Annotated in this window: 16 protein-coding genes; 11 read left to right on the forward strand and 5 right to left on the reverse strand. The window is 70.8% G+C overall.

Annotation, left to right across the window (positions count from 1 at the left end; translation table 11 throughout):
• Positions 1-62: 62 nt before the first annotated feature.
• From AB0M73_RS18870 to AB0M73_RS18880, 3 genes are read left to right on the forward strand one after another with little or no spacing between them, the layout of a single operon-like run.
• Entirely contained in the window at positions 63-1,298 is a 1,236-nt protein-coding gene (locus tag AB0M73_RS18870; protein WP_363891933.1) for a pyridoxal-dependent decarboxylase, exosortase A system-associated, read from the forward strand.
• The gene (locus tag AB0M73_RS18875) at positions 1,295-3,532 is read left to right on the forward strand and encodes a BTAD domain-containing putative transcriptional regulator (RefSeq protein ID WP_363891935.1); all 2,238 of its coding nucleotides are present in this window, start codon (positions 1,295-1,297) and stop codon (positions 3,530-3,532) included. Before AB0M73_RS18870 ends, AB0M73_RS18875 begins: the two co-directional genes overlap by 4 nt.
• Before the next feature lie 10 nt (positions 3,533-3,542).
• A complete protein-coding gene (locus AB0M73_RS18880) occupies positions 3,543-4,481 on the forward strand; it encodes a TIGR03564 family F420-dependent LLM class oxidoreductase (protein ID WP_363891937.1) in 939 nt (312 codons plus the stop codon).
• Positions 4,482-4,547: 66 nt separating this feature from the next.
• Here AB0M73_RS18880 and AB0M73_RS18885 read toward each other — a convergent pair whose 3' ends face one another.
• Together AB0M73_RS18885 and AB0M73_RS18890 are read right to left on the reverse strand one after the other, a co-directional pair.
• The gene (locus AB0M73_RS18885) at positions 4,548-6,302 is read right to left on the reverse strand and encodes a hypothetical protein (protein WP_363891939.1); all 1,755 of its coding nucleotides are present in this window, start codon (positions 6,300-6,302) and stop codon (positions 4,548-4,550) included.
• A 69-nt stretch (positions 6,303-6,371) separates the two neighbouring features.
• A complete protein-coding gene (locus AB0M73_RS18890) occupies positions 6,372-6,938 on the reverse strand; it encodes a TIGR00730 family Rossman fold protein (protein WP_363891941.1) in 567 nt (188 codons plus the stop codon).
• Positions 6,939-7,003: 65 nt separating this feature from the next.
• Between AB0M73_RS18890 and AB0M73_RS18895 the strand changes: the two genes are divergently transcribed.
• Entirely contained in the window at positions 7,004-8,257 is a 1,254-nt protein-coding gene (locus AB0M73_RS18895; RefSeq protein WP_363891943.1) for a M48 family metalloprotease, read from the forward strand.
• Between the two features lie 139 nt (positions 8,258-8,396).
• Here the strand turns inward: AB0M73_RS18895 and AB0M73_RS18900 are convergent, their stop codons facing one another.
• The gene (locus AB0M73_RS18900) at positions 8,397-9,560 is read right to left on the reverse strand and encodes an alpha-hydroxy-acid oxidizing protein (protein ID WP_363892097.1); all 1,164 of its coding nucleotides are present in this window, start codon (positions 9,558-9,560) and stop codon (positions 8,397-8,399) included.
• Positions 9,561-9,676: 116 nt separating this feature from the next.
• Here AB0M73_RS18900 and AB0M73_RS18905 point away from each other — a divergent pair, with 116 nt between their 5' ends.
• From AB0M73_RS18905 to AB0M73_RS18920, 4 genes are all read left to right on the forward strand, one after another.
• Positions 9,677-10,819, forward strand: a complete 1,143-nt coding sequence (locus AB0M73_RS18905) for a helix-turn-helix domain-containing protein (RefSeq protein ID WP_363891945.1) — start codon at positions 9,677-9,679, stop codon at positions 10,817-10,819.
• A gap of 244 nt (positions 10,820-11,063) precedes the next feature.
• A complete protein-coding gene (locus AB0M73_RS18910; RefSeq protein WP_363891947.1) occupies positions 11,064-11,648 on the forward strand; it encodes a hypothetical protein in 585 nt (194 codons plus the stop codon).
• On the forward strand, positions 11,645-12,016 hold the full coding sequence (locus AB0M73_RS18915; RefSeq protein WP_363891949.1) for an SgcJ/EcaC family oxidoreductase: 372 nt from the start codon (positions 11,645-11,647) through the stop codon (positions 12,014-12,016). Before AB0M73_RS18910 ends, AB0M73_RS18915 begins: the two co-directional genes overlap by 4 nt.
• A gap of 13 nt (positions 12,017-12,029) precedes the next feature.
• Positions 12,030-12,407: a VOC family protein gene (locus tag AB0M73_RS18920; RefSeq protein WP_363891951.1), complete on the forward strand. Its 378-nt coding sequence runs from the start codon at positions 12,030-12,032 to the stop codon at positions 12,405-12,407.
• Between the two features lie 42 nt (positions 12,408-12,449).
• Here the strand turns inward: AB0M73_RS18920 and AB0M73_RS18925 are convergent, their stop codons facing one another.
• Both AB0M73_RS18925 and AB0M73_RS18930 read right to left on the reverse strand, forming a co-directional pair.
• Positions 12,450-14,621, reverse strand: a complete 2,172-nt coding sequence (locus AB0M73_RS18925) for a discoidin domain-containing protein (RefSeq protein WP_363891953.1) — start codon at positions 14,619-14,621, stop codon at positions 12,450-12,452.
• A 146-nt stretch (positions 14,622-14,767) separates the two neighbouring features.
• Positions 14,768-17,788 (reverse strand): NACHT domain-containing protein, encoded by a 3,021-nt coding sequence (locus tag AB0M73_RS18930; protein ID WP_363891955.1) that lies wholly within the window; start codon positions 17,786-17,788, stop codon positions 14,768-14,770.
• Between the two features lie 124 nt (positions 17,789-17,912).
• Between AB0M73_RS18930 and AB0M73_RS18935 the strand changes: the two genes are divergently transcribed.
• From AB0M73_RS18935 to AB0M73_RS18945, 3 genes are read left to right on the forward strand one after another with little or no spacing between them, the layout of a single operon-like run.
• Positions 17,913-21,218: a DUF4132 domain-containing protein gene (locus AB0M73_RS18935; protein ID WP_363891957.1), complete on the forward strand. Its 3,306-nt coding sequence runs from the start codon at positions 17,913-17,915 to the stop codon at positions 21,216-21,218.
• Positions 21,219-21,225: 7 nt separating this feature from the next.
• Complete coding sequence (locus AB0M73_RS18940; RefSeq protein ID WP_363891959.1) at positions 21,226-22,287, forward strand: AAA family ATPase; 1,062 nt, start codon at positions 21,226-21,228, stop codon at positions 22,285-22,287.
• Positions 22,287-24,500 (forward strand): DUF5682 family protein, encoded by a 2,214-nt coding sequence (locus tag AB0M73_RS18945; RefSeq protein WP_363891961.1) that lies wholly within the window; start codon positions 22,287-22,289, stop codon positions 24,498-24,500. Before AB0M73_RS18940 ends, AB0M73_RS18945 begins: the two co-directional genes overlap by 1 nt.
• The last annotated feature ends 17 nt before the right edge of the window (positions 24,501-24,517 follow it).

A 24,517-nucleotide genomic window follows, 5' to 3' on the forward strand; every position in this document is an offset into this window, starting at 1 on the left:
GGAGGCCCCCGCTTGACACAGTCTCGATCGGAAGTTGAGTCGGCAAGCGATCGAGGGGTGCCATGTCGAACACGTTCCCCCGGGTGGACGGTGTGCTGACCGTGGGCGGCATGCCGGTGGACCGGCTGGCGGCCCGCGTCGGCGGCACGCCCTTCTTCGCGTACGACCGTGACCTGCTCAGCGGCCGGGTCGCCGCGCTGCGGGCCGCGCTGCCGGCGGAGATCGCGCTGAGCTACGCGGTGAAGGCCAACCCGATGCCCGCCGTGCTGCACCACATGAGCGGCGAGGTGGACGGCTTCGACGTCGCCTCCGCCGGCGAGCTGCAACGGGCCCTGGACACCACCATGCCGGCCGACCGGATCAGCTTCGCGGGCCCCGGCAAGACCACCGATGAGCTGCACCAGGCCGTCGCGGCCGGCGTGACCGTCGAGCTGGAGTCGATCACCGAGCTGCGCCGGGTGCAGGACGTCAGCTCACGGCTGGGCATTCGGGCCCGGGTGGCGCTGCGCGTGAACCCCGACTTCTCGGTGCGCGGCGCCGGCATGACGCTCGGCGGCGGCGCGCAGCAGTTCGGCATCGACGCCGAGCAGGTGCCGGCCGTGCTGGCGCAGCTCGGTGACCTGGACTTCTACGGCTTCCACGTGTTCGCCGGCTCGCAGAACCTGCGCGCCGACAGCATCTGCGAGGCCCAGCGGGCGACGGTCGACCTCGTGTTGCGGCTGGCCTCTCTCGCGCCTTCGCCCGTTCGGTACGTCAACCTGGGCGGTGGCTTCGGGATCCCGTACTCGGCCCGCGACAGCGACCTCGACCTCGCGCCGATCGGGGAGAACCTGGCCAAGCTGGTCGACACCTCGTTGCGCCAGCTGGACGCGCGCGTGGTGATTGAGCTCGGCCGCTACCTGGTCGGCGAGGCCGGCGTCTACGTGACCCGGGTGGTGGACCGCAAGCACTCGCGGGGCACCACTTTCCTGGTCGTGGACGGCGGTCTGCACCACCAGCTCGCCGCGTCCGGCAACTTCGGGCAGAAGATCCGGCGCAACTATCCGCTCACGGTCGCCACCTCGGAGTCCACTGTGGAGACCGTCACCGTCGTCGGCTGCCTCTGCACCCCGCTCGACCTGTTGGGGGACAAGGTCGAGCTGGCCCGAGCCGAGGTCGGCGACCTGATCGCGATCTTCCAGGCCGGGGCGTACGGGCTGACCGCCAGCCCGACCGCGTTCCTCGGCCATCCGCCGCCGCGCGAGGTGCTCGTCGGCGGCACGGCACACGTTCTGGGGGAGTCCAAGTGGAGACGATGACGCCAAGTTTCCGGATGCTCGGGCTGCTCCAGGTCCGGTCCGCCCGAGTCACCGCGCGCCGCCAGCAGGTGGTGCTGGCCATGCTGCTGCTCAACGCCAATCGGGTGGTGCCGCTGGAAAGCCTGCTCGACGCGCTGTGGGGCGGCACACCGCCGGCCACCGCCCGGGCGCAGATCCAGACCAGCATCTCCGCGCTGCGCCGGCTGTTCGTGACCGCAGGCGTCGGCGAGCGGATCCGGGTGCGCGGCCTGGGATACACGATCGAACTGGCCCCTGCCGAGCTCGATCTGCACGTCTTCGAGGACCTGGTCAGCCGGGGCCGGGCCGAGCTGGCCGCGGCCAAGCCCGACGCCGCGCGGGAGGCGTTCCGATCCGCGTTGGCGTTGTGGCGCGGGGAGCCGCTGACGGGCGTCGACAGCGGCACCGTGCGAGCCAACCAGGTGCGCATTGCCGAGCGGCGGGTGGAGGCGTTCGAGGACTGCTTCGACGCCGAGCTGCAACTGGGCCTGCACAACGAGATCGTCGGCGAAATCTCGACCATGGTCGAGGAGTTCCCGCTGCGGGAGCGCTTCGTCGGCCAGCTGATGACCGCCCTGCACCGCTGCGGCCGCCGCGTGGAGGCGCTGGCCGCGTACCGCGCCGTGCGGCAGACCTTTGTGGACGAACTGGGCCTCGAACCGGGCGATGAGCTGCGCCGACTGCACCAGGACATCCTCAACGGCCACGCCGAGCCGCCGTCGAAGCCCACCGCTTCGACGGGTTCGGTGCCGCGGATGCTGCCGGCGCGGGTGCCGTACTTCACCGGCAACGGCGCGGTGCTGATGGCCCTCCGGGCGCAGCTGACCGATGATCAGGGCCCGTTGGTGGCCGTGATCACCGGGCGTGGCGGCGTCGGAAAGTCCACTGTGGCCGTTGAGGCCGCGCACTCGTTGGCCAAGCAGTTCCCGGACGGGCAGCTGTACGCCCGCATGACCGAGAACCTGGCCGACGTGCTCGAACGGTTCCTGCTGGCCCTGGGCTTCACCGCCATTCCGGCCGACGTCGAGGGCCGGGCGGCCCTGTACCGCAGCGCCATCGCCGACCGGCGTGTGCTGACCATCGTCGAGGACGTGGATGATCTGGCCCAGATCCGTTCCCTGGTGCCTTGTGCCGAGTCGAGTCGCCTGATCATGACCACTCGGGCGCGGATCGCCCAGCTGCCGGGTTCCTCGGTGTTCGAGCTGGATGTGCTGCGCGGGCAGGACGGCATCGAGCTGCTGTCGGCCATGGTCGGTCGGGATCGCGTGTGGGCCGAGATGGCCGAGGCCGGCCAGGTCGTCGACCTCTGCGGCGGTCTGCAACTCGCCTTGAGCCGTGCGGCGTCGATGCTCGCGGCCCGTCCACATTGGACCTTCGCGCATCTGGTCGCCCGGCTTCGCGACGACCTCGACCCGCAGGTGCGGGCCAGTTTCCAGCGGGGGTTTCCGGCCTTGTCCGAGGCTTCGCGGAAGTTGTTCGCCCGGTTGGGCTCTCTGGAAACCGCCAGCTTCGCGTCCTGGGTGGCAGCCCCGCTGCTCGACCTGGACACCGTGACCGCCGCCGACGCTCTGGAGGGTCTCGTCGACGCCCGGCTGGTGGATGTCACTGGCTCCGGCGTCGGCACCCGCTATCGTCTGCACAAGCTGGCGCGGATCCATGCCCGTGAACTCCTTGCCGTGCAGGACAATGACGGTTACCTGTCCCGCCTGTTCGGCGCATGGCTCGCACTGGCCGACGAGGCCCGGTTACGGCAGGGCTTCGGCACGCGCGGCGATGCCTCCCGGTGGCCGGTGGAGACGGCCGCGCTGGCTGACCCGACCGGCTGGTACGGGCAGGAACGCGCCGCCCTGCTCGACACCGTGCGCCACGCCGCTTCGGTTGACGCCGTGGAGCACTGCTGGAATCTCGCCGTCGCCATCGCGGACCTGGCCGGGGCCCAACGGATGTTCGGTGATTGGCGCGACAGCAACGAATGCGCTTTGCGGGCGGCGCTGCGCATCGGCGACCGGCTCGGCGAGGCCGCCATGCAGTACCTGCTCGGCGAGCTCGACCTGCGGGAACACCGCTACGCCGAGGCTTCCGCCCGGATCGGGCTGGCCCTGGGCATGTTCGACCGGCTCGGCGAGATCGGCTGGCAGGAGCTGGCCGAGCGCTCTCTGGCCGTCGTCGACTGGGCCACCACCCCGCACCTGCGCCACGCCGAACTCGCCGGCTGAGGAGGATACCATGACCATCGGAGCCGTGCTGCCGGCCGGGGATGCCCTGCACGCCAAGAACATTGTCGACGAGCTGATCGCACAGACGCGGGAGGCCTCGACCGCCGGGCTGACATCCGTGTGGTTCACCCAGCTGTTCGACCACGACGCCATCAGCCTCGCCGCCCTGGCCGGGCGGGAAGTGCCCGGCATCGAAGTCGGCACCGCCGTCGTGCCGCTCTACTCGCGGCACCCGTTGGTGATCGCCTCCCTGGCGCAGACCGCGCAGGCCGCCACCGACGGTCGCTTCACCCTGGGCGTCGGGCTCGGGGTGCGGGGCCTGCTCGAACCCGCGTACGGGCTGGAGTATCCGCCGCCCATTCGGCTGCTGCGGGAGTCGTTGGAGGTGCTCAACCAGGCCCTCGACGGCGAGCAGGTCTCCTTCGCCGGCTCCTCCCTCATCGCCCGGCCGCCGCTGCCCACCGCCGTGGCCGGCGGCGATGGCGTGCAGCTGTTGGTCGCCGCCATGGCTCCGCAGACCCTGCGCGCCACAGCCGAGTTCGCCGACGGCACCATTCCGTTCCTGGCCGGGCCGCGCGCCATCGAACGCCTCATCGTGCCCGCCTTCGACGGCTCCTTCGAGCCGCGCATCGTCGCCGCCGTGCCCGCCGTCGTCACCGACGACGTCGATGCCGTCCGCGCCGTCGCCGCCGCGAACCTCGGCTACTACGGCGACATTCCTTCCTACCGCCAGATCCTCGACGCCGAGGGCGTCGATCATCCCGCCGACCTCGCCCTCATCGGCTCCGAGGCCGAGGTCGCCGCCGGGATCCGCCGCTACTTCGACGCCGGCGCCACCGACGTCGTCCTCATCCAGTCCGGCATGCGCTCCGCCGCCGACCGGCTACGCACGTGGCGACTGGCCGGTCAGTGCGTCCAGGCGTCGCCGAACTCCAGCGCGACGACCTGAGGGTCCTGGCCGAGATCGGCGGCGGGCGAAGGTCCAGGGCTGTCCGCGGGGCCTCGGTCCAGCCGGTCACTCCTTGCTGGCGATGACCTCCAGGTCGGCGTTGAGCCCGGTGGCGGACTGGCGTGCGGAGTTGAGCATGGACTCCAGCAGGTACAGCCGCATGAGCTCGGGGGAGCCGCGCCCGGCCGGGCCGCGGAGGCAGTCGTAGGTGCGCTGGCTGACGTGCGGTTGCAGGATGACGACCCGCATGTCGTCGGTGGCGACGCGGGCGTCGAGCTGGCGCAGGAAGTCACGGCGGCCGCGGACGCGCTGGCCGTCGATCCAGGACGCGGGCCGGCGGACGGGTGGCCGGGAGAGCTGGGGACGGAGGTGGCCGCGACTGACATAGATGAGGTTCTTGACGGCCTGGCTGACCACCACCTCGTACGCGGCGGCCGAGACGTCGCGGAGGCGGGAGTGGCTGTTGGCCGACTTGACGTGGATCAGGCTGAGGGTGCGGGCGGCGTCGATGTGCAGGAAGTCGGCCACCTCGCCGGGGCCGTCGTCACAGATCAGCCAGCCGTGGCCGTAGTGCCGGGCGACCCAGTCGAACAGCGAGTTGTCGCTGCCGATGTTGTCGTGGATCTTCTGCGGCGAGTCGGCGCGGGGCTTCTCGCGGCGGATGTCCCAGCCGTGGAAGTCCTCGAAGCGCCAGTTGCGAAAGGGGTACTCGGGGGCGCGTGCCTGCCAGAACCGGCCGCGGCTGTAGGAGTGCCCCGACTGGTAGTACACGGTGAGCAGGTCGGTGTCGAGGATGGGGGAGTCGCCGTCCAGGCGGACCTTGTCGCCGGCGAGTTCGGGGGTGACCTCGACGGTGCCGTCGAGCACGAACGAGGCGGAGTCGGGGAAACCCGTGACGGAAGGAGGAGTGTCCCGTACGGACAGTGCCAGGTCGCGCAGCTCGTCGCTGAGCGAGCCCGGCGGCAGGGTGTCGGGGTCCTCGATGATCACCTCGAAGGCGTCGCGCACGTCGGCGATGTCGGCGGGGCTGGCCAGCATGGTGAGGAAGTCCGGGCGTTCGGCGCCGTCGGCCCTCGCCTCCTCGAGGAGGTCGAGCAGCTCGGTGGCCATCGCCGTGAAGGTCTCGAAGTCGGCCCTTGTGCTCAGCCACACCAAGGCGTTACGCGGAGTTGTCCCGGCGTTTCCCTTGAGCAGCAGGAGATCCGGCCGTGACGGCAGCGCGGCGCGAGCGGAGCCGGCGACGTAGGAGCCGTCCTCGTGCGGGCTGAGCGTCTGCTCGACGCTGCTGCCGCTGAGGACCTTGCCGTCGGCCTTGACGCTGCTGCGCCGGTGAATTCCCCGTAACCACAGGTTTTTCACCTCGCCACGGATGAGCGCGCTCTCCAACACCTCGGACGGGTAGCGCCGCAGTGAACGCTGGCGGTCCAGCCAGGTCTGCAGCCGCTCCTGGGTGGGCCGGTCCGTGCAGACGACGAGAAAACCGCCACGCCGCAACACAATCGTGAGCTGATGGGTGACGTCGACATAGCCCGCATCGGGTCCCGCCCAGGTCGGTGGGTCCTCGCGGCGGCGCACGAAGGCCAGCAGATCCTCGGCCTGGTGCCGGGCCACGACATCGCCGCGGCCGGACGTGAGCAGGAAGTCGGTGAGGGCCGCGAAATCCTCGCCCTCGAGAACCACGACGGAGAAGTAGGGACGGACGGAGGTCAACGGGAGCGCAGCGTCGTGGGGCCAGGCGTTGTTCGGCCCGGTCTCGATTGGCGCGGCGTTGGTTGACGCGGAGTTGTTCGGCGCGGCGGCGTTCGGTTCAGGGGTGTTCATGGTGACGCACCTCCCGTCACCGATTGTCGCAGCCGCCGGGCGGCGAATTACCTCATGTCACCCGGTTGCTCAGCTTTCCTTCGACCGCTTGTAGGTCGGCGGCCGGTACGCGGCGAACTGGTCGAGCAGCGCCGGCAGGTCGGCGTCCACGAGCAGCACGTCCCGGTACGGCTTGCGCAGGAAACCCTCCTCCACCATGGTGTCGGTGAAGCGCAGCAGGTGGTCGTAGAAGCCGTTCACGTCGAGCAGGCCGACGGGCTTCGAGTGCAGACCGAGCTGGGCCCACGTCCACACCTCGAACAGCTCCTCCATCGTGCCGACGCCGCCGGGCAGGGCGATGAAGCCGTCGGACAGCTCGGCCATGAGCGCCTTGCGGGCGTGCAGGCCGTCGACGATGTGCTGCTCGGTGAGGCCCTGGTGGGCGACCTCCCAGTTGACCAGGCTCTCCGGGATCACGCCGATGACCTCGCCGCCGGCCGCCAGCGCGCCGTCGGCCACTGCGCCCATCGTGCCAACCTTGGCGCCGCCGTACACCACGCCGATGCCGCGCTCGGCCAACGTGCGACCGACCGTCCTGGCCGCCTCCAGGTAGGTCTCGCCGCCGTCGGAGGAACCACAGAAAACGCAAATCCGCATGCCCCGATCCTAACGATCACCCCGATTCGGCCGCGGCCGCCCGTGGGCGTGGTTACTGTGGAGGAGTGACTTCTGCGGACGATTCGACCGGTGGTGTTGCCCTCAGCGAGGGTCGGGTGCGGTTCCCGGGCATCAGCCCGCGGGCGTACGAACACCCGGCGGACCGTGGCGCGTTGACCACGCTGCGATCCGTGCCGGGCTTCGCCCAGGTGCTGCGCGCCGTCAGCGGCGCGTTCGCCGAGCGGGGCGAGCGGCTCATGTCCCTGTCCTCCTCCATTCGCGTCGGCCCCCGCCAGTACCCGGAGCTGGACGCGATCCGCAACGAGTGCGCCGAGATCCTCGACGTCGACCCGGCGCCGGAGCTCTACATCACGCGCAGCCCCGTCCAGAACGCCATGACGATCGGTCTCGACCAGCCGTTCATCGTCATGACCACGGGCCTGGTCGAGGCGTTGGACACCGACGGGTTGCGGTTCGTCATCGGGCACGAGGTCGGGCACGCCCTGTCCGGTCACGCGCTGTACCGGACCATGCTTGAGCGGCTGCTCCGCCTGCTCACCAGCTTGGCGTGGATGCCTGTCGGCTACTGGGGCCTGCGGGCCATCATCGCCGCGCTCAAGGAGTGGTACCGCAAGGCCGAGCTGTCCGCCGACCGCGCCGGGCTGCTGTGCGTGCAGGACCCGACCGTCGCCCTGCGCACCCACATCATGATGGCCGGCGCCGTCGATCCGTCCGCTGTGGACACCGAGGCCTTCCTCGCCCAGGCCCGGGAGTACGAGGCCGAGGGTGACGTGCGGGACAGCGTGCTCAAGCTGATGAACGTGATCGACCTGAGCCACCCCCTCGCCGTCGTGCGGGCCGCCGAGCTGCAGAAGTGGGCCGCCGGCGAGGAGTACCGGGACATTCTCGGCGGCACCTATCCCGACCGGGGCGACGACCCGCAGAACCAGTGGACCGAGGACGTGAAGTCGGCGGCCCGCTCCTACCGCGACGCCTTCGTGGAGACCACCGATCCGCTGGCCAAGGTGCTCAACGAGGTCGGCGGCGTGATCTCCGAGGCCGCCGGCAAGGTCTGGTCGCGGTTCGCGCGGCCCAACCCCTCGACTTCCGAGGACGCCCCGGATGGCCCGGACGCTTCGACGGACGCGCCGCCCGCTGGTGGTTCGACGGACGCGCCGTCCGCCGGTGGTTCGGCCAAGGCCGGGGAGCCGCCGGCCAATGGCTCCTCGCGGGCCGGCGAGTCCACCGCCGGCGAGCCTCCGGCCAATGGCTCCGGCAAGACCGACGAGCCGCCCACCAACGGTTCCGCCAAGGACTGAGCAGACGCGCGCCAACGGCTTTGGCAAAGCTGGAGGCGCGCGCCTGGGGTTTCGTCCAGGGGCGCAGACGTGTGCCGGCGGATTTCTGCTTGGCGTAGTCCCCCGCGAGTCCCGCCTACCGTCATACCGAAATGCGGGTTCAGGCAGTGCGGCGGAGCGAGTCGGGGGTGAGGTCGGCCAGGGTGGGGTAGCCGTCGACGGCCATGAGGAGGTCGGCCTCGGCCAGCAGGGAGCGTAGGACGTGGACGACGCCGTCGGCGCCGGCCAAGGCCATGCCGTACGCGTACGGCCGGCCGACGCCTACCGCGGTGGCGCCGAGGGCGAGGGCCTTGACGACGTCGGTGCCGGAGCGGACGCCGGAGTCGAAGAGCACGGGGATGCCGTCGGCCGCGGCGACAACGGCGGGCAGGCAGTCCAAGGCGGGGATGCCGCCGTTGGCCTGGCGGCCGCCGTGGTTGGAGCAGTAGATGCCGTCGACGCCACCGTCGCGGGCCCGGCGGGCGTCGTCGGGGTGCTGGATGCCCTTGACGATCAGCGGCAGCGACGTGATGGAGCGCAGCCACGGCAGGTCGTCCCAGGTCAGAGGGTTGCCGAAGAGCTGGGCCCACAGGCCGACGGTCGCCGCGACGTCCTCGGCGGGGTCCTTGCCGAGCCGAGCCCGGAAGACGGGGTCGGAGGTGTAGTTGGCCAGGCACCGTCCCCGCAGCTGGGGGAAGTTGCCGGTGGAGAGGTCCCGGGGTCGCCAGCCGGGGATCCACGTGTCCAGTGTGACGACGATGGCCTTGTACCCGGCGGTCTCGGCCCGGTGCACGAGGCTTTCGGCCAGCTCGCGGTCGGTGGGGGTGTAGAGCTGGAAGAAGCCGGGGGTGTCGCCGAGCCGCGGGGCGATGTCCTCCAGCGGGTCCTCGGTCAACGTGGACACGATCAGCGGCACGCCGGTCCTGGCGGCGGCCTCGGCGCCGGCCAGGTCGCCGTGGCTGTCCTGCGCGCACAGCCCGAGAACGCCGATCGGCGCCATGAACAGGGGGGACGGCAGCGTCAGCCCGAACATCGACACGGACAGGTCGCGTTCCGTGGCGCCGACGAACATCCGGGGCATCAGGCCCCACTTGGCGAAGGCCGACACGTTCGAACGCTGCGTGTGCTCGTCCCCCGCCCCGCCGGCGACGTACGACAGCAGCGACGGCGACAGGGCCTTCGCGGCCCGAGCCTCCAGCTCCTCGAAGACCATCGGCAATGACGGCTGCACCCCGCGCAGCCCGCCGAAGTAGATCTCGTACTGGAAGTCGCCGAAGGCCACGATGTCCCTCCCGGTTGGCAGTTGTCACAATCCTCCGCCAGGTCAGGGCGGCAGCGTACTGCGAATCCACCCAGTTCGCCGGCATGATGCTTGTGACGGGTCACAACTGTGGAGGCGCGATGCTCGACGGTGTGCACGTGCCGGCGCTGGTGGATCGGGTGCTGGCGCGGCTGGTGGAGCGGCTGCCGACGTATGGGTCGATGCCGGCGGAGGCGCTGACGAGCGACGTCCGGCCGATGACGGAGCGCGTGCTGCGGGGCTTTGTCGAGGCGCTGCCCGAAGGGGGAATGCCGGCGGCCGAGCTGGTGGCGCAGGCGAGGGAGTCGGCGATCGCCCGCGGGGAGGAGGGCATCCCGATGGAGGCGATCCTCGACGCGTATCTGCTCGGGCTCCAGGAGTGCGTCACGCATCTGCGGCCGGAGCTGGAGAAGGCCGCTATGCCGGAGGTGATCGATTTCTTCGGGGCGGTGCTGACCTTTCAACACGTGGTGCACCAGGCGATCGCGGCCGGTTTCCTGGAGCATCGGGCGAGCACGGCGGGGGAGACGCAGGCGGCGAGGGGTGCCCTGCTGGCGGCGCTGACCGACGGAGGCGACGCGACGGACGCGGCCCTGAGGGCGGGGATCAGGCTGCCGGAGCGGTACGTGGTGGCGGCGCTGGCCATCGACCCGCACCCGGATGAGCTGCATGAAGGCGTCGACCACGTGATGGCCGGCCGCCGGAAGGTCCTCCGGGTCAGGCAGGAGCTGGAGCGGCAGGGGCACGACGTGCTGACGGCGCTGAGCCCGACCGGCGGCATCGCCCTGCTGGCAACGGCCGGGGACGAACGGCTGCACGCGCGGATCACCAAGGCGGCCGGCGCGAAGGTCACCGTGGCGATGGAGGAGGCAACGCCGGCGGAGGTGCCGAGGGCGGTGCGGCTGGCGCGGGAAGTGCTTGAGGTGGCGACGAAAACCCGCCAGGAGCCGGGCATCTACCGGCTCACCGACGTGCTGCTGGAGTATCAGCTGACCAGGCCGACGGAGGCGACGGCTCGGCTCAGGGCGACCCTCGACCCGGTGGACGAGGATCTCCTGCACACCCTCGACGCCTACCTGGATGCCGGACTGCGGCGCAACGCGACGGCGAAGGCGTTGGGGGTGCACGCGAACACCGTGGACAACCGGTTGCGGAGGATCGGCCGGCTCACGGGACTGGACCCGACGCGGCCGACGGATCTGCCGATGCTGAGGGCGGCGGTGGCGGTGCGGCGGATGGATTGAGCGGACGGCCGGGAGGGAAGAGCGCGAGGGCCCGGGTGGAAGGCGCTTGCCGAGCGACTGCCCGGATCGACGGCATCGACTGGGCCGATCGGGGGATCAAGGCCGCACGCAGCTTGTTTAAATGTCAACCGTTTGAGCCCAGTCGTTTGATCGCGAACGATTCTGACCGAACTCTGAAGTAATACGGCCGGAACATGCGGCATCCTCGGTGCACCCAGGAATCCGGAGGAAGAGAAACATCCGCATGCCCAGTCATCACACCCCTGCCGTGGTGGTCTGCCCGCGGGTCGTCGAGCAGTTCCTGGACACCGCCCTGCCGGTGTACGAGAGGCTCACGCCCGAACATCCACTGCCGTGTTTTGCCGTGCTGCTGGGGAAGTCCACGCCCGCGGCGATGCACGTGCGCCGACTGGCCTTCGGCGCGAACGCGAGGACGACGGCCGGAGCGGCGATCGAGGAGTTCGCGACGACCATCGTGCCGAGGTTCGGCAGCGCGTACGAGAACACCGATCGCGGTTACTGGCTGGACCCGGCCGACCTGCTGCGCATCAACCGCGAGGCGGAGCGGACGGGAATGGACATCCTCGGCTCGATCCACATGCACCCGGACTGGCACCGCATCACGCGCAAGGAAGAGGAACGGGCCTGCGCGCTGTCCTCGCGGCCGACGGCGATGGACGAGCACGTGTTCGCGGAGGCGGGCTGGCCGGTCAACATCATCTGCTACCTGGAACAGGTCAACGGCCTGACCAGCTACAACGTCGAGGCGTGGAACCCGAGCGGCGAACTGCTGCCGATACGCATGAGTGTGAAGGCGGAGGCGGCATGAGCGACGAGATCAAGGCTCTGTGGCAACGAATGGCCGAAGGCTGGGCGGCGGGCGACGGCGAGCGGTTCGCCGGCGTCTTCGCGCCGGACGCGGAGTTCGTGAACGTGCGGGGCGAACAGCAGCACGGCCGGCAAACGGTTGCGGCCAACCATGGAGCCCTGTTCCAGACCCGGTACCGCGACACGAAACTCACGGCCGAGGTGCACAACATCCGGTTCATCACCGACGACGTGGCCGTGGTGCACGTGGCGTCCACAGTGCACACGCCGAACGGCGGCACCACCGACACGCACGCCCAGGCGGTGGTCGAGCGCCGCGACGGCGAATGGCTGATCACGGCTTTCCACAACATGATCCCGGCACGCTAGGAGCAGACAGAAGATGCCCACCGCCAAGCTGCGCCACCTCGCCTTCACCGCCCGCGACGCGGTCGAGCTGGCCCACTTCTACCGGGACCAGTTCGGCATGCGGATCTTCCACACCGACCCGGACGGCAGCCAGTTCCTCACCGACGGCTACATCAACCTGGCGATCATCCAGCAGGCCCTCGACGGCGACGTGCCGACCGGCTTCAACCACTTCGGCTTCCACGTCGACGACGTCGAGGGCGCGATGACCAGCCTCGTCGAGGCCGGCCTGCCCAAGCCGGCGTCGCGGCACACCACCCGGCCGTTCGCCGAGTACCGGGCCATCGATCCCGAGGGCAACTGGTTCGACCTGTCGGGCCACGGCTTCCTGCCGTCGACCGAAGAGCACTGAAGGCGAACGGGGGCCGCCCGAAAGCGGCCCCCGTCAACGACATCACGCCATGTCGACCTCGAACTCCGCTATCTGCCCGGCCGGCCACCCGGTGTTGCCGGTGATGGTCAGCCGCACGTACCGCTGGCTCGATGCGCCGAACGACGCCGACGCGGTGTTGCCGGACGCCGGATCGAACACATAACCCCGTGACGCCACGAGCGTGGACCACGAGTTGCCGTCATTGCTGCCCTGCACGGCAATTGTCTGCGTGCGGGCGCCCCACGCGGAGGACGGCGGCAGCTTCAGCACGACCTTGTTGATCGAGTACCCCTGGCCGAGGTCCACGGTCAACGTCTGGGGGAAGGCGTTGTTGGTGCTCTCCCAGTAGGTGCTGGCGTTGCCGTCGTTGGCGTTGCCCGGCGGAAACCCGCCCTGCGAGCCGCTGGCCGAGATTGCCTTGCCACGCGCGAGGTTCGTGCCGGACGACGGCGGCGCGGGCGGGCCCGAGTTGGGCGGCGGCCAGGAGGCGCAGTCGCCCCACGTGCCGCTGTAGCCGCTGTTGCCGGAGCCGTTGAAGGTCATCTTCGGCGCCGAGGTCGGATACGGGCAGTTGTACGTGCCGACCACGCCGACCCCGCTGGCACTGACGTTGCTGATGGACACCGAGCCCTGGGTCTGCGACTGCACGACGAAGGTGCCGACGCCCTGCACGGTCGCGCCGTTGACGGTGATGCCCTGGATGGTCTTGCCGGCGCCGTTGCCGTCGATGAACTGGATCGCCTCGTAGGGGCTGTCGATCGCCTTGAACCCGGTGACGTTGATGGTCACGCCGGTGATCGCCTGGTCACGGGCGTCGAACCACAGCGCCCCGACCCCGAACTGCCAGTTGGGATCCAGCGCCCCGGCCCGCAGGGTCGTGTTGTTGGACAACGTGATCGTGCCGCCGAGGGGAACGCTGCTGAACCGGTTGGCGACGAGGATGCCGCCGCCCAGCGCGTTGGTGTCCTGGACCAGGTTGCCGCCGACGGTGTTGTCGGAACCGCCGTACAGCGCGATCCCGTTGGCCAGATTCGGCTGCACGACGGTGTTGTCGGTCAGCGAGTTGCCGGAGTCGGCCTGCCCGTTGGACCACAGCGCCAGGCCGTCGTCGCCGTTGTTGCGCAGATAGTTGTTGCTGAGTGTGGAATTGGTGACCGCGCCGTCGAAGTTGACGCCGTCGGCCATGGTGTCGATGATCCGGTTGTTGCTGATGGTCAGGTTGCTGGACGCCCCGTTCATCAGCCACAGCCCGCACTTGGTGTCCTGGATCCACAGGTTCTGCACCACGGATCCGTTGCCCAGCACGCCGTGGAAGCCGTTGTCGGGGCTGCCGTCGTTGCGCTCGGTGACGTCGCCGAAGATCGCGAAGTCGGAGAGCTTGATGTTGCCGGACGCGCCGCCGTTGTTGAAGATGTTGTTGCCGTGCAAGGTGGTGTACCACGGCCCGGCGCCACGGATGGTCACCTGGTCGACCTGGAGGGCCGACGAGATCTCGAACCGGCCGGAGGGGATCCACACCGTCTTGCCCTGCGACTTCGCGGCCGAGATGGCGTTGCGGAAGGCCTGCGAGTCGTCGGACGAGTCGTTGGCCGTGGCCCCGTAGTCGGTCACCGACAAGGAGCCGCCGGGCTGCGCAGCCGCGCCGCCGACCTGCTCGAAGTCGGCGAGGTCGATGGTGGCCTGGCCGACGTCGCCGCCGTCGGCCTGCACCCGGACCTTGGCCCCGGCGCTCAGGTTCTGGCCCAGCAGCAGCCGGGAGTCGTCGTAGAAATGGTGATTCTTGGCCCCGGGGATCCAGCCGGTGTCGATGTACATGTACCGGGAGGTCACGGACAGGCCGCTGGCCAGCTTGGAGCCGTTGACGTACACGGAAAGCCGGCCGGAGCTGCCGTCGGGCAGGTTGTAGTGGACGTTGATCGAGTTGGCCGCGGTGGGCAGCGTGAACTCGACGTACTGGCCCTGGCCGATGCGCACGGCCTGCCGGCCGGAGGCCTCGGAGGCCAGGCTGGCCTGGGTGTAGTCGGGCCCGACGGCGGCGCCGTTGGTGGCCGAGCACTCGGCCTCCACCGTGCGGAACGGCACGGACGCGCCGCCGGAGGCGGTGGTCGGACAGGTGGCCGCGGCGGCCGGCACGGCCCCGGTGAGCAGGGCGGCGCCCGAGGCGATCAGCGTCGCGGCCAGCAATACGGGCATGCCAAAGGCAGGGTTGGCAGGCTTCATCGACTGCTCGCTTCCTGGTCCCGCGAGGCAGGGTGCGAGACCACGTGCAGCGGACTATACGAATTACGACACTTGGCCGCAAGAGTTGTACTGAGAACTGCAAGAAGATGACAGCACTGTCACGCAGTGGCCAGGATGATCATTTCCGTCGGTTTCCAGTGCCCGGTCGACCGGTGTTGCAGCAGGGTGACACCGGCCGCGAGGGCCCGGAAACGCCGGCCCAGCTCCACCTCCCGCGGATCGGTCACCTCGCCGGCCAGGCACAGCGCGGCCAGCCGGATCGCGGAGACGGTGTCGTCGGCCAGCGGCTCGCGGCGCTCGAACACCGGCCCGGCCACCCGCTCCAACGCCACCGCCGCCAGGCATGACCAGGCCGACGGCCCCGAGTCCGAGTCCTGCTCCTCGTCCTCGTCGTCCCCGTCGGTGGCGTGATACAGCGCGATCATGTCCTTGCGTGCGGCCGTCGCCATCGGAATGAGCAGGTCCGGCGACGGGATGATCGGCTCCGGCAGCCGGCTGGCCGCGCACAGCCATTCGGCGAACCGCGCCGACCAGTTGTGGGGCGTGGCATCGGAGAACAGCCAGTCGAAGAGGTTGGACAACATCCGTCCCATCGGACGATCCGGGGTCGCGGTGTTGTCCAGGGCCTTGGGCAACGCGAACACCGCGGCCAGCACCGGCGGCAGCTCGGCGACCAGCTCACGGGCCAGCGCCGCGCCCCGCTCCAACACCCGCCGACGCTCGGCCTTCGGGGCCAGGGCGACCGCCCGCACCACCTCGCGGGTCTGGTCGATCGCCTCGTCCAGCCGGCCGTCCCCGAACACACCCTTGGCCCGCTCCAATGCCGCCGCGATGGCCAGCGGCCGATCCTTGCTGCGTTGGCGAACCCGGGCCAACGCCACGTCAAGGTCCATGCCCCGCACGTGACGGCGTTGTGCCTTGGTGCGCACGTTCTCCAGCGCCCACTCCAGTCGCAGCGTCAGCAGCCGCGCCTCGACCAACGCCTGCACCAGCAGCAGCCGGGCCAACGTGATGTTCCAGCGCTCGACGTCGTCGGTGACGGCCCTGGTCAGCGCGGAATCGCTGACCAGGTGGGGATTGCGCTGCCGACTCCACAGCTCCTGGCCGGACCCGATCCACACCGCGCACGGCGGCAGCGACAGCTCCGCCAGCTGCTCGGCGTCCGGCAGCCGATAGGCCTGGCTGGCGGAGATCTTGTTGACCCAGTTGGTGAACGCCACCGCGTCGGTGCCGCGAACACCCAGCACCGGCTGGTCGCGGCTGTATCGGACGTCCTTCCGATCCGGTCCGGGCCACCCGGTTTCCTGGCGGTACAGCCAATACAGGCCGTTGGTCACCGGCCGCGCGCAGATCCGGCCGCCGCCGGCCGTCCGCACGACATGCCGCAGCTGTCGGGTGACCAGCACGCCGGCCATCAGCCGCCGACGATCGGCCGGAGCCCCTGGGGCGTACGCGGAATCCAGCAGCCCGTCGATCCGATCCCGCAGCTCGGGGGCCAGCTCGCTGGCCTCCTCGGCGCAGTCGAAAGCCAGCAGCAGCGCCGTCATGCTGGCCGACTCAAGGCAGGCGGCGACGATCTGGTCCGCGTCGGCGCCGGCGACGTAGAGCAACGTCGTCTCCCGCCACCACACGTCGTCCACCTTCTCGGCCAGCATGTGCGCCAGCCGCTTGTCCCGCACGTGACAGGCGGCCAGGTACTCCTGGAAAGTGTGGTGGGCGAAGGAGAAGATGCCGCTCTCCCGTTCGATCAGCAGCCCGTTGGAGCTGACGTCGCTCAGGAAGTCCTCGACGCCGACCTCACGGGACATCCGTCGCAGCCCGGCGCGGATCGCCGTCGTGACAACATCTTTCGGCACGTCGCGGGTCTGCTGCTCCATCATCCGGTACGCCAACCCGCGCAGCAGCGCCTCTTTCCGGTCGCCCCGCAGCTCCACCGGCAGCTTCTTGGTCTCCTGCCGTCGCCACAGCATGACCTCGCAGATCTCCCCGTACAGATCGGCTCGGCTGCCCGGCAGCACGCCCCGATACCGGTGGACGTTGGCCATCATGGTGAGCAGCAAGGGATTCACGGTCAGCTGATGCAAGGACGGCGCCTGGGCCAGGCGGTCCAGCAGGTCGTGGGCGGCCTTGTCGGCCCGCTGCCGCGCGGTGTCGGCCCCGCCGGTGATCTTTCGTTCCAGGGCGGAATACCAGCGGTGCACGAACTCCGTGACCTGACCGTCGTTGAAGTTGCACACCTGCAGCACGATCGTGCCGGTGACGCGGGCGGTGCGGTAGCCGTGAGGCCTTGACGTGACAACGAAATCGTTGCGTGGGTACTGTCGAACCTGGTGCTCCACCCACGCCGCGACCGTCTCCCGGTCCTGCTGACGGGCCACCTCGTCCAGGCCGTCCAACAACACCACGCAACTGCCGGCCATCAGCCGCCGCTCGAACCAGTTGCCGGGGTCTTCGATGTTGTACCGCTCCAGTTCGCGGCGCAGCAGCGCGGCGACGCTGATCCGCGGACTGGCCATAATGGACGCCACGTGGTCACGGAGGTAGAGCAGCACCGGCACCTTGCGGCGACGGCCACGGGGCTGCTTGAGGATCTCACGGCCGGTCTGCCGCAACAGCGTCGTCTTGCCGCTGCCCGGCGCGCCGAGCACCGCCAGCACCTGCGGCTGCGGCCGGTCGAGGAACTCCCACAGCCGCCGCCGCTCCTCCCCACCGACGTTCTCGTCGCCGACCAGCCCCACCTGCGCCTTGTCCGGCGACCGCGGCTCCAGGCTGACGTCGACGAAGATCTCCTCCAGATCCGGCTGGTAGAAGCCGGTGTTGGCCGGTCCCTGCGCCTCCGAGGCCCGCAGCAGCGGCAGCATGAAGTCCCGGTACTTGCGGCCGAAGCCGCTCAGCCACCGCACCACCGCCTGGTCCAGCCCCTTGACCGCGCGCTCACGCCACTTCGCGGCCACGTCGCCGAGGATGTCCCCGATGTACACCAGCACCGCGACGGCGCCCTCGCACAGCACGAGCAGCCAGAACGCGAGCGCCGGTCGGCCCTCCGCCAGCCCGACTGCCGCGGGCACGCCACCGGCGAGCGCCGCCGCCAACCGCGCCCGGTTCGAGGTTCGTCCCACGGGCTGGCTTATCGCGGCTGCCGCCAGGACGTGACGTCAACTCGCCCGTTCGGCGCAAACCGGAGATTGTCAGACCCCTCCCGTAGGGTTCGTCCCAGTGCGGGCTCAGGAGGGGAAAACAAGGGTGGAGCTGGAAAACACGCTGGTCATCCCGGACAACGCGCGGCGGTACGTCCGGCTGCGGCGGGACCGGGAGCTGCTGCGGACGTTCGAAGTGGACCACGGGAAGGTCGAGCGGGGTCGGGCGGACCTGGCCACGTACCGGGCCGAGATCGTCGCAACGCTGGACCACGAGCTCACCGCGCCGGCGTTGGCCGAGGCCGGCCACGCCTATCTGGCCGGCGAGCGGAATCCCCTGGGGGCGGGGGCCGTGATGGCCGCCCGCAACGTGTGGCGGGCCGACGGGCACGACTGGATCGAGCAGCACGGGCCGGTGTTCGCCGCCGAGGCGCTGCTGGCCTACAGCCGCCTGGTGGCGTCCAACATGGTCGCGGGCCAGTACGAGTCCCGGCACTACCTGCGGGAACGGGTGCTCCCGGGCGACAACCTGGAGTGGACCTGGCGGGCCGTCGGGGCCGCCGAGGCCGTGCGGGACGCGTTGGCCTGCGCCGACGACGCCGAGTACGCGGCGGCGGTCGCGCTGCTGGCCCAGCACCGGCACGACGAGCTCGGCCGGCTGCTCGCGGCGTTCCTCGTGCCGAACGAAACGGCCTGGGTGGACGACCTGATCGCCCATCGGGACCAGCACGGGCCGGCGCGTGCCCTGTCCGAGCTGACCATCGGCGTGCCCGGCACTCCTCAGCAGTGGCGGGCCCTTGGCGTGTCGCTGTGGGCCCTGGAGACCCACGTCTACACGCTGGTGCACACCCTCGGCCCCGACGCCGCCCCGTTGCTCGCGACCACACTGGACGGTGACGCGGCCGGTGGCGACACCCGAAAGCTGCTGGTCGCCGCGTTGGCGTTGCTGCCGACCGATGAGGCGTTCGGGATGCTGCTGTCCCGGGCCGGGCAGAAGCACGTCCAAGGCGGCCTGATCGCCGCGATGCGGCGGTTCCCGCACCGCGCCGTGCGCATGCTGGCCGTCGCGGCCGGACGGGACAAGACGGCCCAGCGGCTGCTTTTCGGCCTGCTGCAGGCGGATCCGGACCTCTTGAACGAGTCGTGGTCGGACAGCGTGCGGGCCGGGCTGGACGGTGTGCTCGCCGCCATGGAACGCGTGCCGGAGGCGGAGAACGACAAGCTGCCGCCGTTGCTGGTCAGTCCACCGTGGACGGTGAAGCGGGCCAAGGGCAAGTCGACGCCGCCGGCCGGGATCGAAGCGCCGACGGGGACCGTCGTCAGCTGGCTGCCGGGCGAACGCGAGCAGTGGGCGGAGATCCGCGCCGGTTACGGCTCCACGCCGGAGGAGCGGCGCGGCTATCTGTTCAAGCAGATGCCGGTGCTGCCGGGCGGGGAGCCGGACTGGCAGCACGCCGCCGACCTGATGCGGGACCGCCGGGCCAAGCCCGAGGTCTCCGCCGGCCTGCTCCTGCTCGGGCCGGCGGACCTCGCCCGTCCGTTGCTCGACGGCCGGTGCAAGCTGCCGTGGCAGGAAGCCCTGTACCTGGAGCACATCCTGGCCCGGTTCGAGGCCGACGCGGTGCCGATGACGCTGACCTGGGTGCAGCAGTCCATGCCCGCCTACGGCCATCTGCTGCTGCCGTTCGTCAACGCGGACATCGCGTGGGTCATGGCGAACGCCTACTCGAAGCTGAGGAGCATGCGGGACCTGGCCGCCGGCTGGTTTGCCCGCCACGGCACGGCCGTCGTCCCGTACCTGCTGCCGGCGGTGTTCTACCGGACCGCCGCGGAGCGCAAGATCGCGGAGGCGGCGCTGCGGCTGATGGCCACGCAGACCTCCCCCGACGCTGTGCTGGCCGAGGTCGAGCGGTTCGGGCCGGAGGCGCGCGCGGCGGTGGAAGCGTTGGTCGGCACCGACCCGTTCCAGCAGCTGCCGGCCAAGATGCCGGCGATCGGCGACTGGGCCGACGTCGACCTGCTGCCGCAGATCCGGCTGCGCGGCGGCGACGGCCTGCCGCGCGAGGCCACCCGGCACCTGCTGACCATGCTGGCCATCTCCCGTGTCGACGAGCCGTACGCGGGCGTGGCCGTGGTGCGGGAGCTCTGCGACCCGAAGTCGCTGGCCGAGTTCGCCTGGGCGCTGTTCGCGGAGTGGCGTGCGGGCGGGGAGGTCACCAAGGACAACTGGGCGCTGACCGCGGTCGGCCTGCTCGGCGACGACGACTGCGTGCGGCGGCTGGCCCCGATCATCCGGGCCTGGCCGGGCGAGGGCGGCCACGCCAAGGCCGTGTCGGGGCTGGACGTGCTGGCCGCGATCGGCACCGACGTGGCGTTGACGCACCTCAGCTCCATCGCCCAGAAGGTGAAGTTCAAGGCGCTCAAGCAGCGGGCCCAGGAGAAGATCGCCGCCGTCGCCGAGGGGATCGGGCTGACCGCCGACCAGCTGGCCGACCGGCTCGTGCCCACCTTCGGCCTGGACGACGCGGCCACGCTGCGCGTCGACTACGGCTCGCGGTCCTTCACCGTGGGCTTCGACGAGCAGCTCAAGCCGTACGTGATCGACGGCGACGGCAAGCGCCGCAAGGACCTGCCCAAGCCGGCGGGCAAGGACGACGCCGAGCTGGCGCCGGCCGAGCACGCGAGGTTCGCCGCGCTGCGCAAGGACGTCCGCACGGTGGCGGCCGACCAGATCCTGCGGCTGGAGAACGCCATGGTCCACCAGCGCGACTGGTCGGCCGAGGAGTTCACCACCCTGCTGGCCGGGCATCCGCTGCTGTGGCACATCGTGCGGCGGCTGGTGTGGATCGACGACGCCGGCACCGGGTTCCGGCTGGCCGAGGACCGCACGCCGGCCGACGTCGACGACAACACCTTCGAGCTGCGCACGGACGCCCGGGTCCGGCTCGCCCACCCGCTGACCCTCGGCGACGCCGTGACCGCCTGGTCCGAGGTGCTGGCCGACTACGAGATCCTCCAGCCGTTCCCGCAGCTCGGGCGGCCCGTGTTCACGCTGACCGACGAGGAGCGGGCCGCGACCTGGCTGCACCGGTTCGAGGGCGTCAAGGTGCCGGTCGGCAAGCTGCTGGGGCTGACCAAGCGGTCCTGGCAGCGGACGCCGCCACAGGACAACGGCTGCGAGTGGACCATCGTACGACCCTCGCCCGGGGTCACGGCGGTGCTGCCACTCGATCCCGGCATCACCGTCGGCATGATCGACATGGACCCGGAGCAGGTCCTGGGCGCGATCAAGCTGGACGTCGAGGGCGGCGACGGCTGGTGGAACCACCAGGCGCCGCTGCGCCCGTTCGGCGAGCTGGACCCGATCACGGCCTCCGAGCTGCTGGCCGAGCTGACCGCGCTGACGAGCTGAGGCGACGATGAACCTGCAACGGCCTCCCGCCGAGATCCGCTACGCCGACGAGCTGGCCACGCTCCGGGCCACGGACACCGATCCCCGCCCGCCGGGCTGGGCGCTGAGCCTGGCCGCGGCCCGGCGCTTCATCGTGGGGGACAACGGGATCAGCCGGAAGTTCGTCGGCGATCCGTCCCTGGTCGACCGGGCCCTGGTCACGCTGGCCACCAGCCGCGGCCTGATGCTGGTCGGCGAGCCCGGCACGGCCAAGTCCCTGCTGTCCGAGCTGATCGCGGCGGCGGTGTCCGGCGAGTCGACGCTGACCGTGCAGGGCGGGGCGGCGACCACCGAGGACCAGATCAAGTACTCCTGGAACTACGCCCTGCTGGTGGCCGAGGGGCCGACGCCGCGGTCGCTGGTGCCGGCGCCGATGTTGCGGGGCATGGCCGAGGGCAAGCTGGTGCGGTTCGAGGAGATCACGCGCTGCCCGCTGGAGGTCCAGGACTGCATGCTGTCGCTGCTGTCCGAGCGGGTGCTGGCCATTCCCGAGCTGACCGGTGCCGACGGCATGGTGTTCGCCCAGGCCGGTTTCAACGTGATCGCCACCGCCAACACGCGGGACCGCGGCGTGAACGAGATGAGCGCGGCCCTGAAACGCCGGTTCAACTTCGAGACGGTGTTCCCCATCCCCGACTTCGACACCGAGCTGGGGCTGGTTGAGCAGGAGGCGGCCCGGCTGCTGGAGCAGTCCGGGGTCGAGATCGCGCCGCGGCGGGACGTGCTGGAGGTGCTGGTCACGGCGTTCCGGGAGCTGCGCGGCGACGGCGGCCAGGTCGACCGCCTGTCCACGGTGATGAGCACGGCCGAGGCGGTGTCGGTGGCGCACGCGGTCGGGCTGCGCGGCTGGTACCTGCGCGGGGATGCGGGGACGGCGGCGGACATCGTGGAGTGCCTGGCCGGCACGGCGGCCAAGGACAACGCCGACGACCTGGCCCGGCTGCGGCGCTACCTGGAGCAGCAGGCCCCGCGCCGGCACGGTCAGCAGTGGCAGGCCCTGCACGCGGCCCGACACCTGTTGCCCGGCTGATGACCGTCACCTACATCGGGGTCCGCCACCACAGCCCGGCGTGCAGCCGGCTGGTCGCCGCCACCATCGAGGCGGTCCGGCCGGCGCACGTGCTGATCGAGGGGCCGTCCGATCTGAATCCCCGCCTCGACGAGCTGCTGCTCGGCCACGAGCTGCCGATCGCCGTCTACACCTACTACCGGGACGACCAGCGGGTGCACGGCTCGTGGACGCCGTTCTGCGACTACTCGCCGGAGTGGGTGGCGCTGACTGTCGGCCGCGAGCACGGCGCCCAGGTGCGGTTCATCGACCTGCCGGCGTGGCATCCGGCCTTCGCTTCGCGCAGCAACCGGTACGCCGATGCCGATCACCGGTACGAGGCCGTGACCGAGCGGCTGTGCCGCGACTTCGCCGTCGACAACGCCGACACGCTGTGGGATCACCTGGTCGAGGCGGTGCCGGACGACGACCTGGCCGAGCGGTTGACCACGTACTTCGACGTGGTGCGAGGGGAATCGCCGGCCGGGGAGGATGATCAGGCGCGCGAGGAGTACATGGCCTCGTGGGTGCGGGCGGCGGCCGCCGAGGGTGACGTTGTTGTTGTCACGGGCGGATTTCACACGCCGGCGATCCGCGCGCTGGCCGTCGGCACGGGGGATTGGCCCGAGGTGCCGGCGCCGCCGCCGGATGCGGTCGGCGACAGCTATCTCGTGCCGTACTCGCACAAACGGCTGGATTCGTTCACCGGGTACCAGTCGGGAATGCCGTCGCCGGAGTACTACCAGCGGCTGTGGACCGACGGCGTGGCCGGCGCAGCGGATGCCATGGTGGAGGCGGTGGTGGCTCGGCTGCGGGGGCGCAAGCAGCCGGTGTCGACCGCCGACCTGATCGCCGCCCGCACGTTGACGACCGGCCTGGCCCGGCTCCGTGGGCACGAATTCCCTTCGCGCACCGACGTTCTGGACGGCCTGGTCAGCGCGTTGGTACACGACGACCTGCCGCAGCCGCCGCCGTGGAGCCGGCGCGGGCCGATCGCCGTCGGCACGCATCCCGCCGTCGTGGAGATGGTGGCGGCGTTCAGCGGCGACCGCGTCGGCCGGCTGCACGAGGCGACGCCGCTGCCGCCGTTGGTCGTGGCCGTGACCGGCGATCTGGAGCGGCTGAAGCTGGATCACGAGGGCAGCGTCGGCCTGGACCTGACGGTGCCGCTGGATCTGGAGCGGAGCCGGACCCTGCACCGGCTGCGGGTGCTCGGGGTGCCCGGGTTCGAGCGGCTGTCGGGGCCGTCGGGCGGGGCCGATCCGGTGTTGGACGAGCGGTGGCAGCTCACGCCGTCCGACCACCGGCTGCCGGCGTTGATCGAGGCCGGTGCCTACGGCGCGACGTTGCCGGACAGCGCCGCCGCGGCCATGCGGGAGCGGATACCCGGCGCCGGTATCGCCGACCTGGCCGCGCTGCTGTTCGACGGGGCCTTGTGCGGGATCGACTCGTGGACGCCGGAGATCGCGTCCTCGCTGGCCGCCGGCATCGCCCGGGCCGGCGAGCTGGACGCCCTCGGCCAGGTGTTGGCCACCGTGCTGGGTTTGTGGCGGCACGACCGGCTTTTCGGCACGGCCGGCAGTCCCGTCTTCGCCCCGATGATCGTCACCGCCGTCCAGCGGTCACTGTGGATCATGGAGGGCATTCGCGGCGGCCCCGCCCCGGCCGAGCCACGGCGGCTCCGTGCCGTCGCCGCGTGCCGGGATGCCGTGCTGCACGCCGGTTCCGCCCTCGGCCTCGACCGCCCGTCCGCCTTGGCCGTCGCTGCCCGCGTGGCCGCCAACGCCGATGCGCCGCCCGATCTTCGCGGCGCCGCCTGCGGCTTCGGCTGGTCCCTCGGCGACGACGTCGACGCCGCCCGGGCCGTCGCCGGCGTCTCCACCCCTCGCACCCTCGGCGACTGGCTGGCCGGGCTCTTTGCCGTCGCCCGCGACCGCGTGCTGTCCGAGGAGCGGATCGTCACCGTGCTCGACGACATCGTCAGCACCATGACCGAGGAGGACTTCCTGATCGCGCTTCCCGCCCTGCGTCAGGGTTTCTCCTTCTTCCCGCCGTCCGAACGCGAGACCATCGCCCGCATGCTCGGCGGGTCGCGCGCGTTGCTGCGGGCCGACGTCGATCCGCTGATCGTGGCCAGGGCGATGGCCCTGGAGACCACTGTGGACAGTGTTCTGGCCGGACAGGGGTTGCTGTGACCGAGCTTGCGAGGGCA

The sequence above is a fragment of the Kutzneria sp. NPDC051319 genome (assembly GCF_040682195.1).
In the GTDB taxonomy this organism is placed as follows: Bacteria; Actinomycetota; Actinomycetes; order Mycobacteriales; family Pseudonocardiaceae; genus Kutzneria.

What these genes read in the sequence shown, in the direction of transcription:
- AB0M73_RS18870 (WP_363891933.1), top strand. Translation starts at nt 63, where the DNA reads ATGTCGAACACGTTCCCCCGGGTGGACGGTGTGCTGACCGTGGGCGGC.
- AB0M73_RS18875 (WP_363891935.1), top strand. Translation starts at nt 1,295, where the DNA reads ATGACGCCAAGTTTCCGGATGCTCGGGCTGCTCCAGGTCCGGTCCGCC.
- AB0M73_RS18880 (WP_363891937.1), top strand. Translation starts at nt 3,543, where the DNA reads ATGACCATCGGAGCCGTGCTGCCGGCCGGGGATGCCCTGCACGCCAAG.
- AB0M73_RS18885 (WP_363891939.1), bottom strand. Translation starts at nt 6,302, where the DNA reads ATGAACACCCCTGAACCGAACGCCGCCGCGCCGAACAACTCCGCGTCA.
- AB0M73_RS18890 (WP_363891941.1), bottom strand. Translation starts at nt 6,938, where the DNA reads ATGCGGATTTGCGTTTTCTGTGGTTCCTCCGACGGCGGCGAGACCTAC.
- AB0M73_RS18905 (WP_363891945.1), top strand. Translation starts at nt 9,677, where the DNA reads ATGCTCGACGGTGTGCACGTGCCGGCGCTGGTGGATCGGGTGCTGGCG.
- AB0M73_RS18910 (WP_363891947.1), top strand. Translation starts at nt 11,064, where the DNA reads ATGCCCAGTCATCACACCCCTGCCGTGGTGGTCTGCCCGCGGGTCGTC.
- AB0M73_RS18915 (WP_363891949.1), top strand. Translation starts at nt 11,645, where the DNA reads ATGAGCGACGAGATCAAGGCTCTGTGGCAACGAATGGCCGAAGGCTGG.
- AB0M73_RS18920 (WP_363891951.1), top strand. Translation starts at nt 12,030, where the DNA reads ATGCCCACCGCCAAGCTGCGCCACCTCGCCTTCACCGCCCGCGACGCG.
- AB0M73_RS18925 (WP_363891953.1), bottom strand. Translation starts at nt 14,621, where the DNA reads ATGCCCGTATTGCTGGCCGCGACGCTGATCGCCTCGGGCGCCGCCCTG.
- AB0M73_RS18940 (WP_363891959.1), top strand. Translation starts at nt 21,226, where the DNA reads ATGAACCTGCAACGGCCTCCCGCCGAGATCCGCTACGCCGACGAGCTG.
- AB0M73_RS18945 (WP_363891961.1), top strand. Translation starts at nt 22,287, where the DNA reads ATGACCGTCACCTACATCGGGGTCCGCCACCACAGCCCGGCGTGCAGC.